16 protein-coding genes are annotated in these 14,571 nt (G+C 38.9%); 7 read left to right on the plus strand and 9 right to left on the minus strand.

Annotated elements, in window-relative coordinates; all coding sequences use genetic code 11:
- Positions 1–4: 4 nt before the first annotated feature.
- From N178_RS03315 to N178_RS03330, 4 genes are all read right to left on the minus strand, one after another.
- Entirely contained in the window at positions 5–1,081 is a 1,077-nt protein-coding gene (locus tag N178_RS03315) for a HAMP domain-containing sensor histidine kinase (RefSeq protein WP_045290440.1), read from the minus strand.
- A complete protein-coding gene (locus N178_RS03320; RefSeq protein ID WP_045290442.1) occupies positions 1,078–1,758 on the minus strand; it encodes a response regulator transcription factor in 681 nt (226 codons plus the stop codon). Before N178_RS03320 ends, N178_RS03315 begins: the two co-directional genes overlap by 4 nt.
- An 11-nt stretch (positions 1,759–1,769) precedes the next feature.
- Positions 1,770–2,333, minus strand: a complete 564-nt coding sequence (locus tag N178_RS03325) for a class I SAM-dependent methyltransferase (RefSeq protein WP_045290444.1) — start codon at positions 2,331–2,333, stop codon at positions 1,770–1,772.
- A gap of 393 nt (positions 2,334–2,726) precedes the next feature.
- Positions 2,727–3,446, minus strand: coding sequence for an SDR family NAD(P)-dependent oxidoreductase (locus N178_RS03330; RefSeq protein ID WP_045290446.1), 720 nt, complete (start codon positions 3,444–3,446; stop codon positions 2,727–2,729).
- A 198-nt stretch (positions 3,447–3,644) separates the two neighbouring features.
- On the opposite strand from N178_RS03330, the gene N178_RS03335 reads away from it, so the two are divergent.
- Positions 3,645–4,271 (plus strand): FMN-dependent NADH-azoreductase, encoded by a 627-nt coding sequence (locus N178_RS03335; RefSeq protein WP_045290448.1) that lies wholly within the window; start codon positions 3,645–3,647, stop codon positions 4,269–4,271.
- 28 nt (positions 4,272–4,299) lie between these two features.
- Here N178_RS03335 and N178_RS03340 read toward each other — a convergent pair whose 3' ends face one another.
- Positions 4,300–5,067, minus strand: coding sequence for a TrmB family transcriptional regulator (locus tag N178_RS03340; protein ID WP_045290450.1), 768 nt, complete (start codon positions 5,065–5,067; stop codon positions 4,300–4,302).
- Between the two features lie 122 nt (positions 5,068–5,189).
- On the opposite strand from N178_RS03340, the gene N178_RS03345 reads away from it, so the two are divergent.
- From N178_RS03345 to N178_RS03355, 3 genes are all read left to right on the plus strand, one after another.
- Positions 5,190–5,963: a sulfite exporter TauE/SafE family protein gene (locus tag N178_RS03345; protein WP_045290452.1), complete on the plus strand. Its 774-nt coding sequence runs from the start codon at positions 5,190–5,192 to the stop codon at positions 5,961–5,963.
- Positions 5,964–6,127: 164 nt separating this feature from the next.
- Complete coding sequence (locus N178_RS03350; protein WP_237758386.1) at positions 6,128–6,793, plus strand: hypothetical protein; 666 nt, start codon at positions 6,128–6,130, stop codon at positions 6,791–6,793.
- A 144-nt stretch (positions 6,794–6,937) separates the two neighbouring features.
- Positions 6,938–7,828: a PhzF family phenazine biosynthesis isomerase gene (locus N178_RS03355; RefSeq protein ID WP_045290456.1), complete on the plus strand. Its 891-nt coding sequence runs from the start codon at positions 6,938–6,940 to the stop codon at positions 7,826–7,828.
- 40 nt (positions 7,829–7,868) lie between these two features.
- Here N178_RS03355 and N178_RS03360 read toward each other — a convergent pair whose 3' ends face one another.
- The 3 genes from N178_RS03360 to N178_RS03370 form a co-directional block, all read right to left on the minus strand.
- Positions 7,869–8,147 carry a hypothetical protein gene (locus N178_RS03360; RefSeq protein WP_223260155.1) on the minus strand — a complete coding sequence of 93 codons (279 nt, stop codon included), beginning with the start codon at positions 8,145–8,147 and terminating at the stop codon, positions 7,869–7,871.
- Between the two features lie 113 nt (positions 8,148–8,260).
- A complete protein-coding gene (locus N178_RS03365; RefSeq protein WP_045290458.1) occupies positions 8,261–9,763 on the minus strand; it encodes a bifunctional ADP-dependent NAD(P)H-hydrate dehydratase/NAD(P)H-hydrate epimerase in 1,503 nt (500 codons plus the stop codon).
- Between the two features lie 11 nt (positions 9,764–9,774).
- Positions 9,775–10,815: a C45 family autoproteolytic acyltransferase/hydrolase gene (locus tag N178_RS03370; protein WP_045290460.1), complete on the minus strand. Its 1,041-nt coding sequence runs from the start codon at positions 10,813–10,815 to the stop codon at positions 9,775–9,777.
- Between the two features lie 142 nt (positions 10,816–10,957).
- Between N178_RS03370 and N178_RS03375 the strand changes: the two genes are divergently transcribed.
- The 3 genes from N178_RS03375 to N178_RS03385 all read left to right on the plus strand — a co-directional run bounded on the left by N178_RS03375 (position 10,958) and on the right by N178_RS03385 (position 13,775).
- The gene (locus tag N178_RS03375; RefSeq protein WP_045290462.1) at positions 10,958–12,835 is read left to right on the plus strand and encodes a terpene cyclase/mutase family protein; all 1,878 of its coding nucleotides are present in this window, start codon (positions 10,958–10,960) and stop codon (positions 12,833–12,835) included.
- 101 nt (positions 12,836–12,936) lie between these two features.
- Positions 12,937–13,479: a GNAT family N-acetyltransferase gene (locus N178_RS03380; RefSeq protein ID WP_045290626.1), complete on the plus strand. Its 543-nt coding sequence runs from the start codon at positions 12,937–12,939 to the stop codon at positions 13,477–13,479.
- Positions 13,480–13,580: 101 nt separating this feature from the next.
- The gene (locus N178_RS03385) at positions 13,581–13,775 is read left to right on the plus strand and encodes a hypothetical protein (RefSeq protein WP_014460274.1); all 195 of its coding nucleotides are present in this window, start codon (positions 13,581–13,583) and stop codon (positions 13,773–13,775) included.
- Between the two features lies 1 nt (position 13,776).
- On the opposite strand, the gene N178_RS03390 is transcribed toward N178_RS03385, so the two are convergent.
- Entirely contained in the window at positions 13,777–14,562 is a 786-nt protein-coding gene (locus N178_RS03390; RefSeq protein WP_045290464.1) for an ABC transporter ATP-binding protein, read from the minus strand.
- Positions 14,563–14,571: the final 9 nt, after the last annotated feature.

Here is a 14,571-nt window from a genome sequence, read left to right on the forward strand (position 1 = left end):
ATCTTTACACGTGATTCTTAAGGCTTTCTTGTGTTAAGGGCAGCTTTATAAAAAAAGTGAGCTTATTATGCTGAAGATCCGCTCGTATCTCTCCTTGATGCAGCTGAATGATTTGTTTTGCAATAGCCAGTCCTAAACCTGAACCATTTGCGTTCGTTCTTGATTCATCACCTCGATAAAATCGGTCAAATAACTTTTCCACCTCAAGTTTTTCACTGATGCTAATGCTGTTCCTAAAGGAAATTACCAACGAATTCTCATCAATTTCCTGATTCACCTCTAATACGGAAGGCTTTTCGCTGTACTTCTTGGCATTTTCGAGCAAATTTTGAAATACTCTTACCATTTTTTCTACATCAATAAATGCATTCCATTCACAAGTAAAGTTCGTCTGAACGTCAATTCCTTCTCTCGTTAAAATCGGTTCGTACTCTCCTATTACCTGCTGAAGCAAACGTTTCATATCAACCTCATTTCGCTGAAGCTGAAAATCCGGACTCGTTAATTTTGTATAGTCAAACAACTCGTCTATTAAATCCGTTAAATAATTTGCTTTTGAATCCACAATATATAAGTAGCTATCTAACTTTTCATCATCCAACTGTTCTCTTTTTTTGATTAAATCGAGGTACCCGACAATGGAAGTTAAGGGCGTACGCAAATCATGAGACACACTTGAGATTAGCTCATTTTTTACCTGTTCGATTTCTCGTTCGCGATCAAACTTTGTACGAAGCTGCGCAGACATTTTGTTAATGTTTTGACTTAATTCAGCAAGCTCATCTTTTCCTCGCACATGAATGGTTGCCCCTAAATCTCCATGTGAGATTTTTTGAACTTGTTTAGAGATTTCTTTCATATAACGAATATGAGAACGAATAAGTACTAAAAAAACCAAAACAAAAACCACAACGGCGATAAAGAAAAGTCCAAACGCCAATACATTATATGCAGGGACATTCATTTTCTCTTCTTGTATATACCTCCTCAAAACAAGCCTAGCAATTAAAATAAAAATTAAATTGGTAGCCAAAAAACTTATAATGATAGCAAAAAGAAGCTTTACACTTATTCTTCTCATATCCTGTATCCTACGCCCCATATGGTTTTAATATAAATCGGTTTTTTCGGATTATCCTCAATTTTTTCGCGGATTTTTGTGATATGGACCATTACGGTATTATCCGATTTAAACGCGTCTTCTTGCCACACGGATTCATATATTTTCCCCATACTCATCACTGTTCCTTTGTTGCGTGCCAGCAGCTCTAAAATATCAAACTCTTTTGGCGTTAAACGAACTTCTTGGCTGCGCACAAATACAAGGCGAGTGCTGCGGTTAATTTCCAAATCGCCAATTTGAATAACGTCACGCTCAGCGCGTTCATTGTATTTTTTATAGCGTCTAATTTGTGATTTGACTCGTGCGATGAGCTCGAGAGGATTAAATGGTTTTGTTAAGTAATCATCTGCGCCTGCTGTTAGACCAGAAATTTTGTCCATATCTTCTGACTTAGCCGACAGCATAATAATGGGCATGTTTTTTTCTTCACGTATTTTAAAAGCAGCATCAATGCCATTCATCTGCGGCATCATAATATCTAATATAATTAAATCTACTTCTTGTTCCTCTAAAAGCGCTAAGCCAGATACAGCATTAGAAACTTTCAGCGTTTCAAATCCTTCATTTTCTAAGTAAATAGCAATTAGATTACGAATTTGCTCATCGTCATCTATAATTAAAATTCTGTCTTTCATTTACAAACTCCTTATATCTCATTCTTTTCGCATGTAAAAATGTATGCGGGAGGAACGTTTCTCCACTCTTTTTCAACTTTAATATGCGGAAAAAACGAGCGGATCAGCTGTTTTTTTAAATTCGTATACTGAAACGTAATAAATTTCCCTCCATCGGCTAATACGCTGCGCGTGTTTTGCAAGATACAGTCCGACACTTCAGACGTTAAAGAAGCAAAAGGAAGACCTGATAGTACGTAATCCACTTTTGGAATATCATACTGGATCAAGTACTTTTGAACATGTTCAGCGGATCCGTGTATCACATACACATTTTTTTCATCTTTTACTTGTTCCTTTACTTTTTCGTAAAAATGCCGATTGTATTCGATAAGAAGCAAAGTTGTCTGAGCGCTTCGTCTTCTTATTAATTCACGGGTGAAAACTCCGGTTCCTGGCCCGTACTCTACTATACAGGCTGCATGTTCAAAATCAATCCCTTTTACCATTTTTTTCGCTAAGTGCGTAGAGCTTGGCAAAAGTGCTCCTACCGTTCGCGGCTGGTGAAAATATTGATACATAAAAGCTAAATTCATTTTCTATTCCTTCTTTCTACTCTTTCTTTCTAGAATAGAAAAAAAAACTAAAGAAACGTTAAGTAAATTTCTTAAGAATTCTTAAGAAAATAAAAAGGAGGATGTGACAAACGTATTTTAGTTGAAGAAAGGTCCGAACGATGAATTGAGATTCTTTATTGAGAATCAAGTTCGTTCGGATTTTTTATGGTTATGGTGAACGTAGGTTTCAGGTATGTAGCAGCTTCTAGCCGGTGATTGGAGCGCAAGCGACGAGCAGGCTCATCGGCCGCCCGCGGAAAGCGCAGTCTTGCACGGAAATCAACTGCGGTGTAACAAGCGTCATACTATTTATCCCATTTGTACGTCTTTGGATTGATGTAGTTAATGTCTCAATTCCTTTTGAAAGAGTATTCAGCGTAAATAACATCCGCTATTTAAATCAAAGGTGGCTCCTGTATAATGTTTTGATTGAGGACTCAGTAAAAAAAGAACCGTATCTGCCACGTCTTGAGGCGTAACAAAGCTTGGAATCAGCTGATGGGCGATGTATTCATTTTTGCGCCACTCTGGAATACTTTTCATCATATCGGTATTTACCATTGTAGGCGCTACGGCATTCACCCGGATATAAGGAGAAAAATTCATTGCACAGCTCTTGGTTAATCCTAATACCGCTGCTTTAGACATTCCATATATAGCATCGGAGCTTCCTTCCATTCGCGATACGGACGATATATTAATAATCGCTCCTTCTGTTTCCTTTTCCATTAATAATTCGCCAAAGTATTTGGAAAAATAAATATATCCTTTAATATTAATGTCCATCACAACATCTATTTCGCTTTCTTCATAATCCAATAAATTTTTCCCTAAATATACACCCGCATTATTAACTAACCCATACAAACTTTTATCTTTTATTTGATAAAAAAGATCTTTTACATCGTTTCCTTTTTTAACATCTACTACATACGTTTCAATATGGCCCTTTGTATCTTCAGCTAGCTGTCTCAAAGCTCCTTCATTAATATCACAAGCAATAACTGAATAGCCCTTCGACACACATTCTTTTACAATTTCTTTGCCAATTCCAGAACCTGCACCCGTGACGATTATCCATTTTTCTTTCATCTCGACACCTCTTATCTACTTTCTGTTACACATACTTTTTATGTAAATATTCAAACATTTATTATACCATTATTTTCTATATGAACATCCCTTTCTTGCGCTCTTTTTTAGCTTACCTGACAAAGAACGTATAGTTTTTTATACGAGTGATAACGATAAGACAGTACATTATTCCAAATAAGAAAGAGATGATAAGACATGGCAAAAGTACTTTATATTACAGCTCATCCTCACGATGAGTCTCAATCATTCAGTATGGCAACTGGAAAAGCGTTTATCGATGCTTACAAAGAGCACAATGCAAGTGACGAAGTTGCACATATTGACCTTTATAAAGAAAATATCCCTCATATTGATGCAGATGTATTCAGCGGATGGGGCAAACTGCAGTCTGGCTCGGAACTCTCTTCTCACGAACAAGAAAAGGTCAATCGCCTTGCAGAACTGAGCGAACAGTTTGTAGGAGCGGACAAATATGTTTTTGTAACGCCAATGTGGAACTTTTCGTTTCCACCGGTTATGAAAGCTTATTTAGACTCTGTAGCCGTAGCAGGTAAGTCATTTAAATACACGGCAGAAGGTCCTGTTGGGCTATTAACGGATAAAAAAGCGCTTCATATTCAAGCACGCGGAGGCATTTATTCTGAAGGTCCTGCAGCTGAGATGGAAATGGGACATCGTTATATTGGAATTATGATGAATTTCTTTGGAGTCCCTTCATTAGACGGCATTTTTGTCGAAGGGCATAACGCAATGCCAGACAAAGCCCAAGAAATTAAAGAAAAAGGAATAGCAGAAGCAAAAAAACTTGCACAAACTTTTTAATACAAAAACCCGCGTAAAGCGGGTTTTTCTACGCAAAAAAGCTTTCTCTTTCCTTTTCAATCCACCTGTCCATTTCTCGATCACTTTTTTCTACAAGCCTGTTAACGAGAATATCATGCCAAATATAGTTTTCAAGTAAATTAATGTTGACTGCGTTATTTGTATAGTAAGCCATTTCTTTATGACCATAAATCATTTCACTGCTGTCAACAGATATAATAAACCAGTTTTGATTCCCAATGTTTTCGGTATAGCTTGTATGACGGTGCCGGTCAAATTCCTCCATCGCTTCATCTTGTTCAAACACAATTCCTTTTAGTGTTACGCTCTCCCTTAGCTGTAATAAAAGAGGCTTCAACTCATTATAAATATCGGGCCAAAGCGAGATGACAATTTTATTTTTTGCTTTTGACAATAGCGACTCACAAAAAGCAAGAATGGCAGTTTCTCCTTTCATCGTCATAACCCGGCTTTCTTCTATAGACTCTGCAGCTTCAAGACGTTTAAGCGTTTCGCTAACGTCTTCATACGTTTCGTTCCATTTTTTCTGCAGTGAATGCAAAAAAGCATCGACGGGCAGCGACGTGTACTGAGTGCCATCATTACTCTCTTCTTTTAACACCATGCCTTTTTCCTCTAGTGTTTGTAAAATATCGTATACACGCGCTCTTGGCACACCTGAGTGTTTACTAATGCCATAAGCAGTGGAAGATCCTTTTTTGACAAGCGTCACGTACACTTTTGATTCGTACTGATTAAATCCAAGCGACTGCAGCTGCTGAATAATATTTTCCATAAAGGAAACCTCCCTGTTTTTTAAGTTATTTGAAATTTTCATCATTTACATATTTACAACTGCTTTTTATATAGTTACTATTTAAGTAGTCACTATATATTATGACATGAGGAAGGTGCTTTATGGAAGAATTAAGTTTACAGATTGTACTATTGCTTTTACTATTTGGGTTCTTAGCTGCATTCATTGACTCTGTAGTTGGCGGAGGCGGTTTAATTTCAACGCCTGCCCTTTTATTTTTAGGCCTGCCTCCGGCTGCTGCCTTAGCTACAAATAAATTAGCTGGCACGATGGGCGTATTAACGAGTACTATTCGATTTGTCAAATCTGGAAAAGTCGATTTTCCCGTTGTAGGTAAATGGTTTCCTTTCGTATTTATCGGTTCTTTAGGAGGCTCAATCACCGTTCATTTTCTATCCTCTGCTTTTTTAAAACCGGTTATTTTAATTCTCCTTGTTTTGGTCGCTATTTATACGATTTTCAAAAAAAACTGGGGTGCTACGTCCACGTATAAGCCGCTGTCTATCAAAAAGCTTATTTTTTTTACCGCCCTTATTTTTATCATTGGCTTTTACGACGGATTTTTAGGAGCAGGTACAGGTTCATTTATTTTATTTGCTTTTTTATTTATGGGATTTGATTTCCTGCAGTCAGCAGGCAGCGCAAAGTTTTTAAATTTCGGCAGTAATTTAGGTGCTTTGCTTGTGTTTTTATATTTTGATTCTGTTGTATTTTCTTACGGATTAATTATGGGGTTTGCGATGATCGTAGGTTCTTTTGTGGGATCAAACGTCGCTTTATCAAAAGGCGTGACGTACGTCCGAACGCTTTTTATCCTTGTCACTTTAAGTCTTATTAGCAAAAACATATTCGATTATGTGAATCAGTACAAATAGATCAATGGTTTCTTTAGAACCATAACAATGAACCTATATATCTATTAGATTAATAAAACCACCTCTTACTATTTTCTTATTTTTGGGTAAATGTGTAAAAAAACACTAAAATTGTTGTATACTAGTCCATGTTGTTTTACATAATTTAGAAACCTTATACAGAGGTGAACATTTTGTTTAAGAAATTCAGGTTTTTATGGTTTATTTTGCTGATCTTTGTACTTATTTTTGTCAAAAATACGTTCTTTTCTTCTTCAGAGAACGCTACTGAGACGCTAGCAACGTCAGATGTTCCACAAGCTGCGGCTACTTTCAAAGAGGGAAACGATCAGCAGGACGGAGTCATTATTCAAAAATATCGCAAACAGCTAGATGCAGCACAGAAAAAAAGCGACGAAAAAGCTACTAAAGAAATACAAGAAAAAATTTATGAAGATGGCAGGCAAGCATCCTTAAAATTTTTACCGCGCAATAAATTTCAAAGAGCTTTTTCTCAGCCTTCTAAAAAATCGGCCGATGACATTTATAACTTTCTAATTGCCCAAGTGGGGTTTGGAGGATATGATTCTCTTTATCAAGAAGCAATAGCCGCAAAAAAAGAAGCAGCTTCTTCTACTGATGAATTAAATACGAGTGGCATTCAAGCTAAAACCGCTGCACTTACATACGGCACACTAGCACAAAGAGAGCAGCTGCTTGTTACAAGTCTTGCCTATGACTTAAGCAGCGTAGGCGTCATTTCTTCCGATACAGCTAAAGATATTGATAAAAAAGCTACTCATATGCTAGAAGTTAGAAAAGAAGGAATAAATGCCGCGATGGAAGAATAGTTTTGCGAAGTGAAAAGCAGCAGGTAAAAACTGCTGTTTTTTTATTCTGAATAACGTTCAGGTACTTCACTATTTTAATAGCGGATCATTTAATAACGATGGTTATAGCTTTCATATAATAATATAAAAATGGAGGGGATTTTTATGAAAGAAGCGATTGTGTATCAATACGACGCGTTTAGCACGCGCCCTAATAAAGGAAATCCTGCGGGAATTGTGTTTAACGGAGATGATTTTTCAGCTGAAGAAATGCAGAAGATTGCTTATCAAGCACAGTTTAATGAAACGGCTTTTATCATGAACTCTTCCCGTGCTGATTTACGAATTCGATACTTTACGCCTGGACAAGAAGCGGATTTGTGCGGCCATGCGACCGTCGCTTCTCTTTATGCTTTACATAGTAAAAACAAACTTCCAAAAACTACATTTACGGTTGAAACAAATGCTGGAATTTTACCGATGACTGTGCAGAATAGAAACGGACAACCTGTTATCACCATGAGTCAAGCTTCTCCGCAGTTTCATCCGTTTTCAGGTTCAAAAGAAAAGCTGGCAAGAGCTCTTAATCTTCATATTGATGACCTTGATCAAAGACTTCCTATTGTATATGGAAGTACAGGAAACTGGACGCTTATTGTACCGTTAAAAAGTTTAGATGCCTGTAAAAAGATGAAGCCTAATCAAGAAGATTTCCCTCACATTTTAACAGATATGCCAAAAGCATCTATTCATCCCTTTTGTTTTGAAACGATTCACTCAGAAGCTCATATGCACGGAAGACATTTCTCTTCACCATTTTCGGGTACAGTAGAAGATGCTGTAACTGGAACGGCTTCTGGCGTGATGGGCGCCTATTATGCGAGATATGTGGATCAGCAAAAAAACGACCGCTGGCAATTTGTGATTGAGCAAGGACAGGAAATAGATAGAGATGGATTCGTTCATGTAGAAATTACAAAAAAAGAGAATACGTATGGTGTGGTAATCGCAGGAGAAGCTGCCTATGTAACAAAGCAAATCGTTTCTCTTTCCTAATAAAAACGTGTCCGCCTTTTTGGCGAACACGTTTTTTTGTTTAATAAATAATAGCCTGTACGCTCATTATTGTAACGGTTAAAATAAGAATCACGTTCCCTATAATTAACCACGGCTTTGCGCTTCCTCTTCTACCTTTAATAGCCGTGATTAGTCCAGCAATGGGCAACAAAGCCATAATGATGACCCAAATTTTACGAAGAATGCTGGAATCCAAATAAAACCCAAACTGCATCATCGCAAATAACACGACTGTAATAAGGAAGAAAAGTGTAGGCACAGCTAAATGAATGCCTCTTGGTCTCATTGAGTAGTACACAACATCACTTTCTTTCTATGTAAAATCTTACGTAAAATAACGTTATCATTTACACAGAGTTTTGACAACTTTTTGAAGGATTTTGTCAACAAATTTTAATAATCTAGAAGAAATTACTTCTCATTCAGCTGCCCGAAGACTGCCGGAAGTGCAGAAATAACGTCGCTTGCTAAAATATCTATCATTGTATGCCCCTGATCGAGCAGAACATCCGCCGCCTTTCCGTGAACATATACCGCATTACTGATTGCTTCTTGAAGAGAATCATGCTGCATGATAAAAGCGAGGATGATCCCCGTTAACGTGTCACCCGTTCCGCCTTTGGCAAGTCCTGCGTTTCCAGTGGTATTTACATATTGTTTCCCGGCAGGTGTTGTAACAATCGTATTTGGACCTTTTAATACAAGGTACACACCATTTTCCACTGCGTATTGTCTAGATATTAAAAATCGATTTTCTTCTACTTCTGAGATTGTTGTATCCACGAGTCTAGCCATTTCTCCCGGATGAGGTGTTAAAATCGTTGCGTGTGCTCTTTCTTTTACTTCTTTCATCAAATCTGGCAGATGAAAAAGAGCATCTGCGTCGATTACAACAGAAACCGGCTGTTGAAGCACTTGCTCGACGACTTTCTTCGTTTCTTTCGTTCTCCCAAGCCCCGGTCCGACTGCAACCGCATCATACTTCGCTTCTTCTAAAGGAATCTCGCCTGCAAAAAAGCCATCTTTGCTTGGGCATGGCTTGTACATCACTTCCAACATGTGAGCAGCTGCAATCGCATGAATATCACTCGGAAGCGCAAGAGTTAAAAGCCCTGCTCCGCTTGTGAGTGCTGCTTTTGACGTTAGCATTGGCGCTCCAGGTGTTTGGAGTGAACCTCCTATTACGATTCCTTTTCCATGCGTACCTTTATTGGACGAAGCATTCCGAATGGGAAAAGATTGTTTAATATGCTGGGTTGACCATATCTCTTTAAGAAATGAGCTTTTTTCAATTGCTAGCGGCGGAATACCGATATCTACTATAATCAATTCACCGTAGCTTTCTTTGCTCGGGTATGTAAATGCCGTGATTTTTGGCTGCTGAAGCGTAATCGTAGCATCTGCACGTATCGTAAGCTCTTGCTTCTGTTCCATTACTCCACTTGGGACATCGATGCTGTATATGTAAGCCTTAGAGTCGTTTATTTTTTTTATAATGTTATCATAAGGTGATTTGATGCTGCCTTTTACGCCTATACCTAATAGACAATCAATAAGGACCGTATACTTTTTCACAGAGAAGTTGTCTCCCGCCGACTGCCACGCGAATCCAGCATTTTCATAGATGATCATTGCTTTTTTGGCTGCGCCTTTTATTTTTTCCCGTGCAGGAACTACCCAGACGTCAACTTCATAGCCTTTTGACTTCAAAGCACGTGCAATGACAAAACCGTCTCCTCCGTTGTTTCCCGTTCCTATAAGCAGCCCTATTTTTTCATATTGTTCGATTCGCTCACTCAGCACGTTTGCAGCAGCCTGCCCGGCATTTTCCATAAGGGACTCTTCACTCATCCCAATTGTATTCATCATATAATCATCTACTTGATACATTTCTTGATTCGTTACAATTCTCATTATGCTGCTCCTTACTGAAACGGAAATGGTTCGTCTGTATTTACCGTTCCTTTTATTTTCGTTATAGTTAATTGTTCTCCTTTCATCCAATCTTCAAACGAGAAAATAAGAGGTTTTGCTTTTCGTCCAATACCGACAATGACTTGCAATGTCTCCGGTACATACGCCACTGTATGAAGCGTTCCAGCAGAATTCCGGTAATCTTCTTTAAAAATACCGTATTCATCTTCATTAAATAAAGTGAAAGCTTCAAGAGGCGATAGCTTTTTTTCAATATGATCTCGAATATGATCGAGCCTTTCCCTTGACTCTACCAAATGATGACGATTTTCTTCGACTAGCTGATTAAAATGGTTCGTACACCCCATCATCGTTCCTCTTTGTACATGAACGCCTCGTCCAGATGCTTCGACTACTGCTCCCTGTCCGCTGCGGTCATAAATGGAATAATTAAACGCATGACGGTGCGGTGCCCTTTCTAAAATAGCAACAGCCTCTTCTGTCGTTTCACATGTTTCTAAAATAAACCGCGCAAGCGTACAGCAAATAAATCCGTTCGTTTGACGGCGGCGATTGACAAAATGATAGCCAATTGCTAATCCCTTTTCGTTCATTCCATCCATTCGCCCTATCATTCTTGTTCCAAACCCGACGCTTGCATATCCTTCATTTGGCTGAAAAAGCAAAAATCGACCTTCGTACGTTTTAGGATGATAATCGTAGTTTCGCACGTACACGCCGTGCTGCATAAGAGCAGAACATCCCGTTTTCTTCCACTCTTGCTGATACCCGCTGTACTCATGTATAACGTCTTCAAGAGACCAATCTAAGCCTTCTGCTAAGCCCACTAGCTCATCCCACAGTCCGGGAGCAAATAAGTCGTAATAATGACGAGCTTCTTTTGCTATCGTTTGATAGCTTCGTAATGAACGTTTTCTTCTTTTTTGATGATTTTCAAACAGCTTTGTCCCTTTATGTAATTCCCCTTGCATTTCACCAAGCTCTCGGTAAGAGCCTCGCCCTTGAATAACTTCTACCTGTATTTCTTTCACTTTTATCACTCCAATTTTCCAGTACCTTTATTGTGCAGCAAGCGCTCTATTCTTTGCAACTTTCTCCTCTCATAGAACTCTCTTCCTTTGAATACAGTTATAAAGAAACAGGTCGAAAGATTGAAAAGCATTATCATAAGAGGTGATCATATTGCTAAAGGAAGTTCAGCTAGAGATTCAGCGAAGAATCGCCTATCTGCGCCCAACACAAAAAAATGACGGGTCATTTCGCTACTGTTTTGAAACAGGCGTTATGCCTGATGCGTTTTTAATTATGCTTCTTCGCACCTTTGATTTAGATAAAGAAGTGTTGATTAAACAATTAACCGAACGGATCGTTTCCCTTCAAAATGAAGATGGCCTTTGGACGTTGTTTGATGATGAAGAACATAACTTATCCGCCACTATTCAAGCTTATACAGCTCTTTTATATTCAGGCTATTACCAAAAAAACGACCGGATTTTACGAAAAGCAGAAAGATATATTATAGATTCAGGAGGCATTTCTCGCGCCCATTTTCTCACAAGATGGATGCTTTGTGTTAACGGCTTATACGAGTGGCCAAAGCTATTTTACCTCCCGCTTTCTCTTTTGCTTGTCCCTACCTATGTACCGCTTAACTTTTATGAATTAAGCACCTATGCCAGAATTCACTTCGTTCCGATGATGGTAGCGGGAAACAAAAAATTTTCACTTACTTCTAGGCATACACCTTCTCTTTCTCATTTAGATGTAAGAGAACAGAAACAGGAATCGGATCAAACTGCTCAGGAATCACGCGCTTCTATTTTTTTAGTCGACCATTTAAAACAGCTGGCTTCTTTACCTTCTTACATCCACAAGCTTGGTTATCAAGCAGCCGAGCGTTACATGCTGGAAAGAATCGAAAAAGATGGTACACTCTACAGCTACGCCACCTCTACTTTTTTTATGATTTACGGTCTTTTGGCTCTTGGCTATAAAAAAGATTCATTTGTGGTTCAAAAAGCAATTGACGGTATTTGTTCACTACTTAGTACATGCAGCGGCCACGTGCACGTAGAAAACTCTACGTCAACCGTTTGGGATACCGCCTTGCTATCTTACGCTCTACAAGAAGCAGGTGTACCGCAGCAAGATCCCATGATTAAAGGCACAACTCGCTACTTAAAGAAAAGACAGCATACAAAGCTTGGAGACTGGCAGTTTCATAACCCAAATACAGCACCTGGAGGCTGGGGATTTTCCGATATTAATACGAATAACCCTGACTTAGACGACACGTCTGCTGCTATCAGAGCTCTTTCTAGAAGAGCGCAAACCGATACAGATTATTTGGAGTCTTGGCAAAGAGGCATTAACTGGCTGTTGTCCATGCAAAACAAAGACGGGGGTTTTGCTGCATTTGAAAAAAATACCGACTCTATTTTATTTACTTATCTGCCGCTTGAAAATGCAAAAGATGCAGCGACGGATCCGGCTACTGCCGATTTAACCGGTCGAGTGCTTGAGTGCCTCGGAAACTTTGCCGGTATGAATAAATCCCATCCTTCGATTAAAGCTGCAGTAAAATGGCTGTTTGATCATCAATTGGATAACGGGAGCTGGTACGGCCGGTGGGGTGTTTGCTACATTTACGGAACGTGGGCCGCTATTACAGGACTCCGTGCTGTAGGAATTTCTGCTTCTGATCCGCGTATCATCAAAGCCATCAATTGGCTCAAAAGCATTCAACAAGAAGACGGCGGATTCGGAGAATCATGCTATAGCGCTTCTTTAAAAAAATATGTGCCTTTACCCTTTAGCACTCCTTCTCAAACGGCTTGGGCTCTCGATGCTTTAATGACAATATGTCCGTTAAAAGATCGAGCCGTTGAAAAAGGAATTAAATTTTTACTGAATCCAAATCTTACAGAGCAGCAAATTCATTATCCCACGGGAATTGGTCTTCCTGGACAATTTTATATTCAGTACCACAGCTACAATGATATTTTTCCTCTTCTTGCACTTGCCCACTACGCAAAAAAACATTCTTCGTAAAGAAACAGCGCCTATAGCTGTTTCTTTTTATATATAAAAGCAGGTTTTTTAGGAGACAAGTGGAATACCTTTTTAATGTTAGGAAAGAAAGGATGCATCAAATGAATAATGTTTCACCACTTTTAAAAGGAAAAAACGTGATACTAAGAAAACCAAAAGACAGCGATGTAAATGACTATTTAGCATGCAAGCAAACAAAAGAACTTATTCGCATGTACGGAGGCGATACCCGAAACTTAAAACCTCTTACATTACAAGATGCCAAGCGGCACGTCGAGTACATAAAGTCTCAAAAGCTGAATTGGTGTATTGAATATCAGCAGCGCTTTGTTGGAGAAGCCCGGCTGACCGTTAACGAATACGACCGGCGCGCACGGTATGCAATTGGTTTATTTGATTCTTCCGTTTGGAATCAAGGGCTCGGCACTGAAGTTACAAAATTGGTACTTGCGTACGCATTTGAACACCTTCACTTGCACAGAGTTGATTTACGAGTGCTTGAGTACAACTATAGAGCCATTGCTTGTTATGAAAAATGCGGTTTTGTAAAAGAAGGAATAGAGCGTGAAGGTGCTTTTATTGAAGAAGCATTTCAGACAGATATTATCATGAGTATACTCGAACAAGAGTATTATCAGCTGTAGAGGAGAGAACCAGCTGTCATCATCGTACTTCTTTAAAAGTTCGTATAGCCCAAGCCTTTTGTGAATAAAGTAACATAACGATATAACCAAAGGAGCCAACGATGACAACTTATGATTCCTCCTCTTTTGTATTTGTAACCATTGACAAACATGACATTGCTGCTTTTTTACTAATTGATATTATTTGCAGCACCACTATTTATGTAGCATGTAAACATTATCTCCACAATGAGCTGGTTTCCATTGCAAGCAGCGCTCTTTTTCCCATGGTATGTAAGAAGGTTTCTCGACGCTAGCTCAGCTTTTTACCGGTTCTTTTAATGACAGCCAAGTGCGTTCCTTCTGCTGCTGAATCTCTACGGGGTGATTAAAAAATTCAGAAAGATGCGGCTCAGTGAGCTGGTCTTTCGTTTTTCCAGAAGAAAACACTTCTCCTTGGCGCATACAAAGCGTATGGGTAAAGCAAGGCAAAATTTCTTCTACATGGTGAGTAACATAAATAAGCGTAGGAGCTTTTGGCTGATCTGCCATTTTTGCAATCAGCTGAAGAAGCTGTTCTCGGGCCATTATATCTAGACCTGTACATGGCTCATCAAGTATTAAAAGCTTTGGTGAAGCCATAAGAGCTCGGGCAATTAGCACTCGCTGGCGCTCTCCTTGAGAAAGTGTTCCGTAGGCCTGATTTTGTAAATCTTCGCAATTTAGCAGCTGCATTAATTCTATGGCTTGGTTCATATCTTTTTGATCCACTTGTTCATATAACCCAATAGATGCAAATTTTCCGCTTAAAATCATTTCTACAACCGTATCGTCATCTCGAAACCGCTGTTGAAGCGAAGAGCTTACCCATCCAATTTCTTTTCTCAGCTCAGACAGATTTGTTTCTCCAAATTTCCTTGAAAGAACTTCTACTTCCCCTTTTGTAGGCCAGATATATCCGTTGATGATATTTAAAAGCGTCGTTTTTCCGGAACCATTTAATCCAAGCAAACACCAATGTTCCCCTTTTTCCACTGACCACGACACGCTTTTTAAAATTTCTTTTTCTGCTCGTTTTACTGAAACGTTCTTAATGTTGATCATGCTAACACT

Origin of the sequence: Priestia aryabhattai B8W22, assembly GCF_000956595.1 — a bacterium.
Taxonomy (GTDB): Bacteria; Bacillota; Bacilli; order Bacillales; family Bacillaceae_H; genus Priestia; species Priestia aryabhattai.

Excerpts from the sequence above, each read along its gene's own strand:
- N178_RS03340 (WP_045290450.1), bottom strand. The coding sequence starts at position 5,067 with ATGGAAAATATTATTCAGCAGCTGCAGTCGCTTGGATTTAATCAGTAC.
- N178_RS03330 (WP_045290446.1), bottom strand. The coding sequence starts at position 3,446 with ATGAAAGAAAAATGGATAATCGTCACGGGTGCAGGTTCTGGAATTGGC.
- N178_RS03345 (WP_045290452.1), top strand. The coding sequence starts at position 5,190 with ATGGAAGAATTAAGTTTACAGATTGTACTATTGCTTTTACTATTTGGG.
- N178_RS03380 (WP_045290626.1), top strand. The coding sequence starts at position 12,937 with ATGAATAATGTTTCACCACTTTTAAAAGGAAAAAACGTGATACTAAGA.
- N178_RS03320 (WP_045290442.1), bottom strand. The coding sequence starts at position 1,758 with ATGAAAGACAGAATTTTAATTATAGATGACGATGAGCAAATTCGTAAT.
- N178_RS03325 (WP_045290444.1), bottom strand. The coding sequence starts at position 2,333 with ATGAATTTAGCTTTTATGTATCAATATTTTCACCAGCCGCGAACGGTA.
- N178_RS03390 (WP_045290464.1), bottom strand. The coding sequence starts at position 14,562 with ATGATCAACATTAAGAACGTTTCAGTAAAACGAGCAGAAAAAGAAATT.
- N178_RS03385 (WP_014460274.1), top strand. The coding sequence starts at position 13,581 with ATGACAACTTATGATTCCTCCTCTTTTGTATTTGTAACCATTGACAAA.
- N178_RS03335 (WP_045290448.1), top strand. The coding sequence starts at position 3,645 with ATGGCAAAAGTACTTTATATTACAGCTCATCCTCACGATGAGTCTCAA.
- N178_RS03365 (WP_045290458.1), bottom strand. The coding sequence starts at position 9,763 with ATGAGAATTGTAACGAATCAAGAAATGTATCAAGTAGATGATTATATG.
- N178_RS03315 (WP_045290440.1), bottom strand. The coding sequence starts at position 1,081 with ATGAGAAGAATAAGTGTAAAGCTTCTTTTTGCTATCATTATAAGTTTT.
- N178_RS03355 (WP_045290456.1), top strand. The coding sequence starts at position 6,938 with ATGAAAGAAGCGATTGTGTATCAATACGACGCGTTTAGCACGCGCCCT.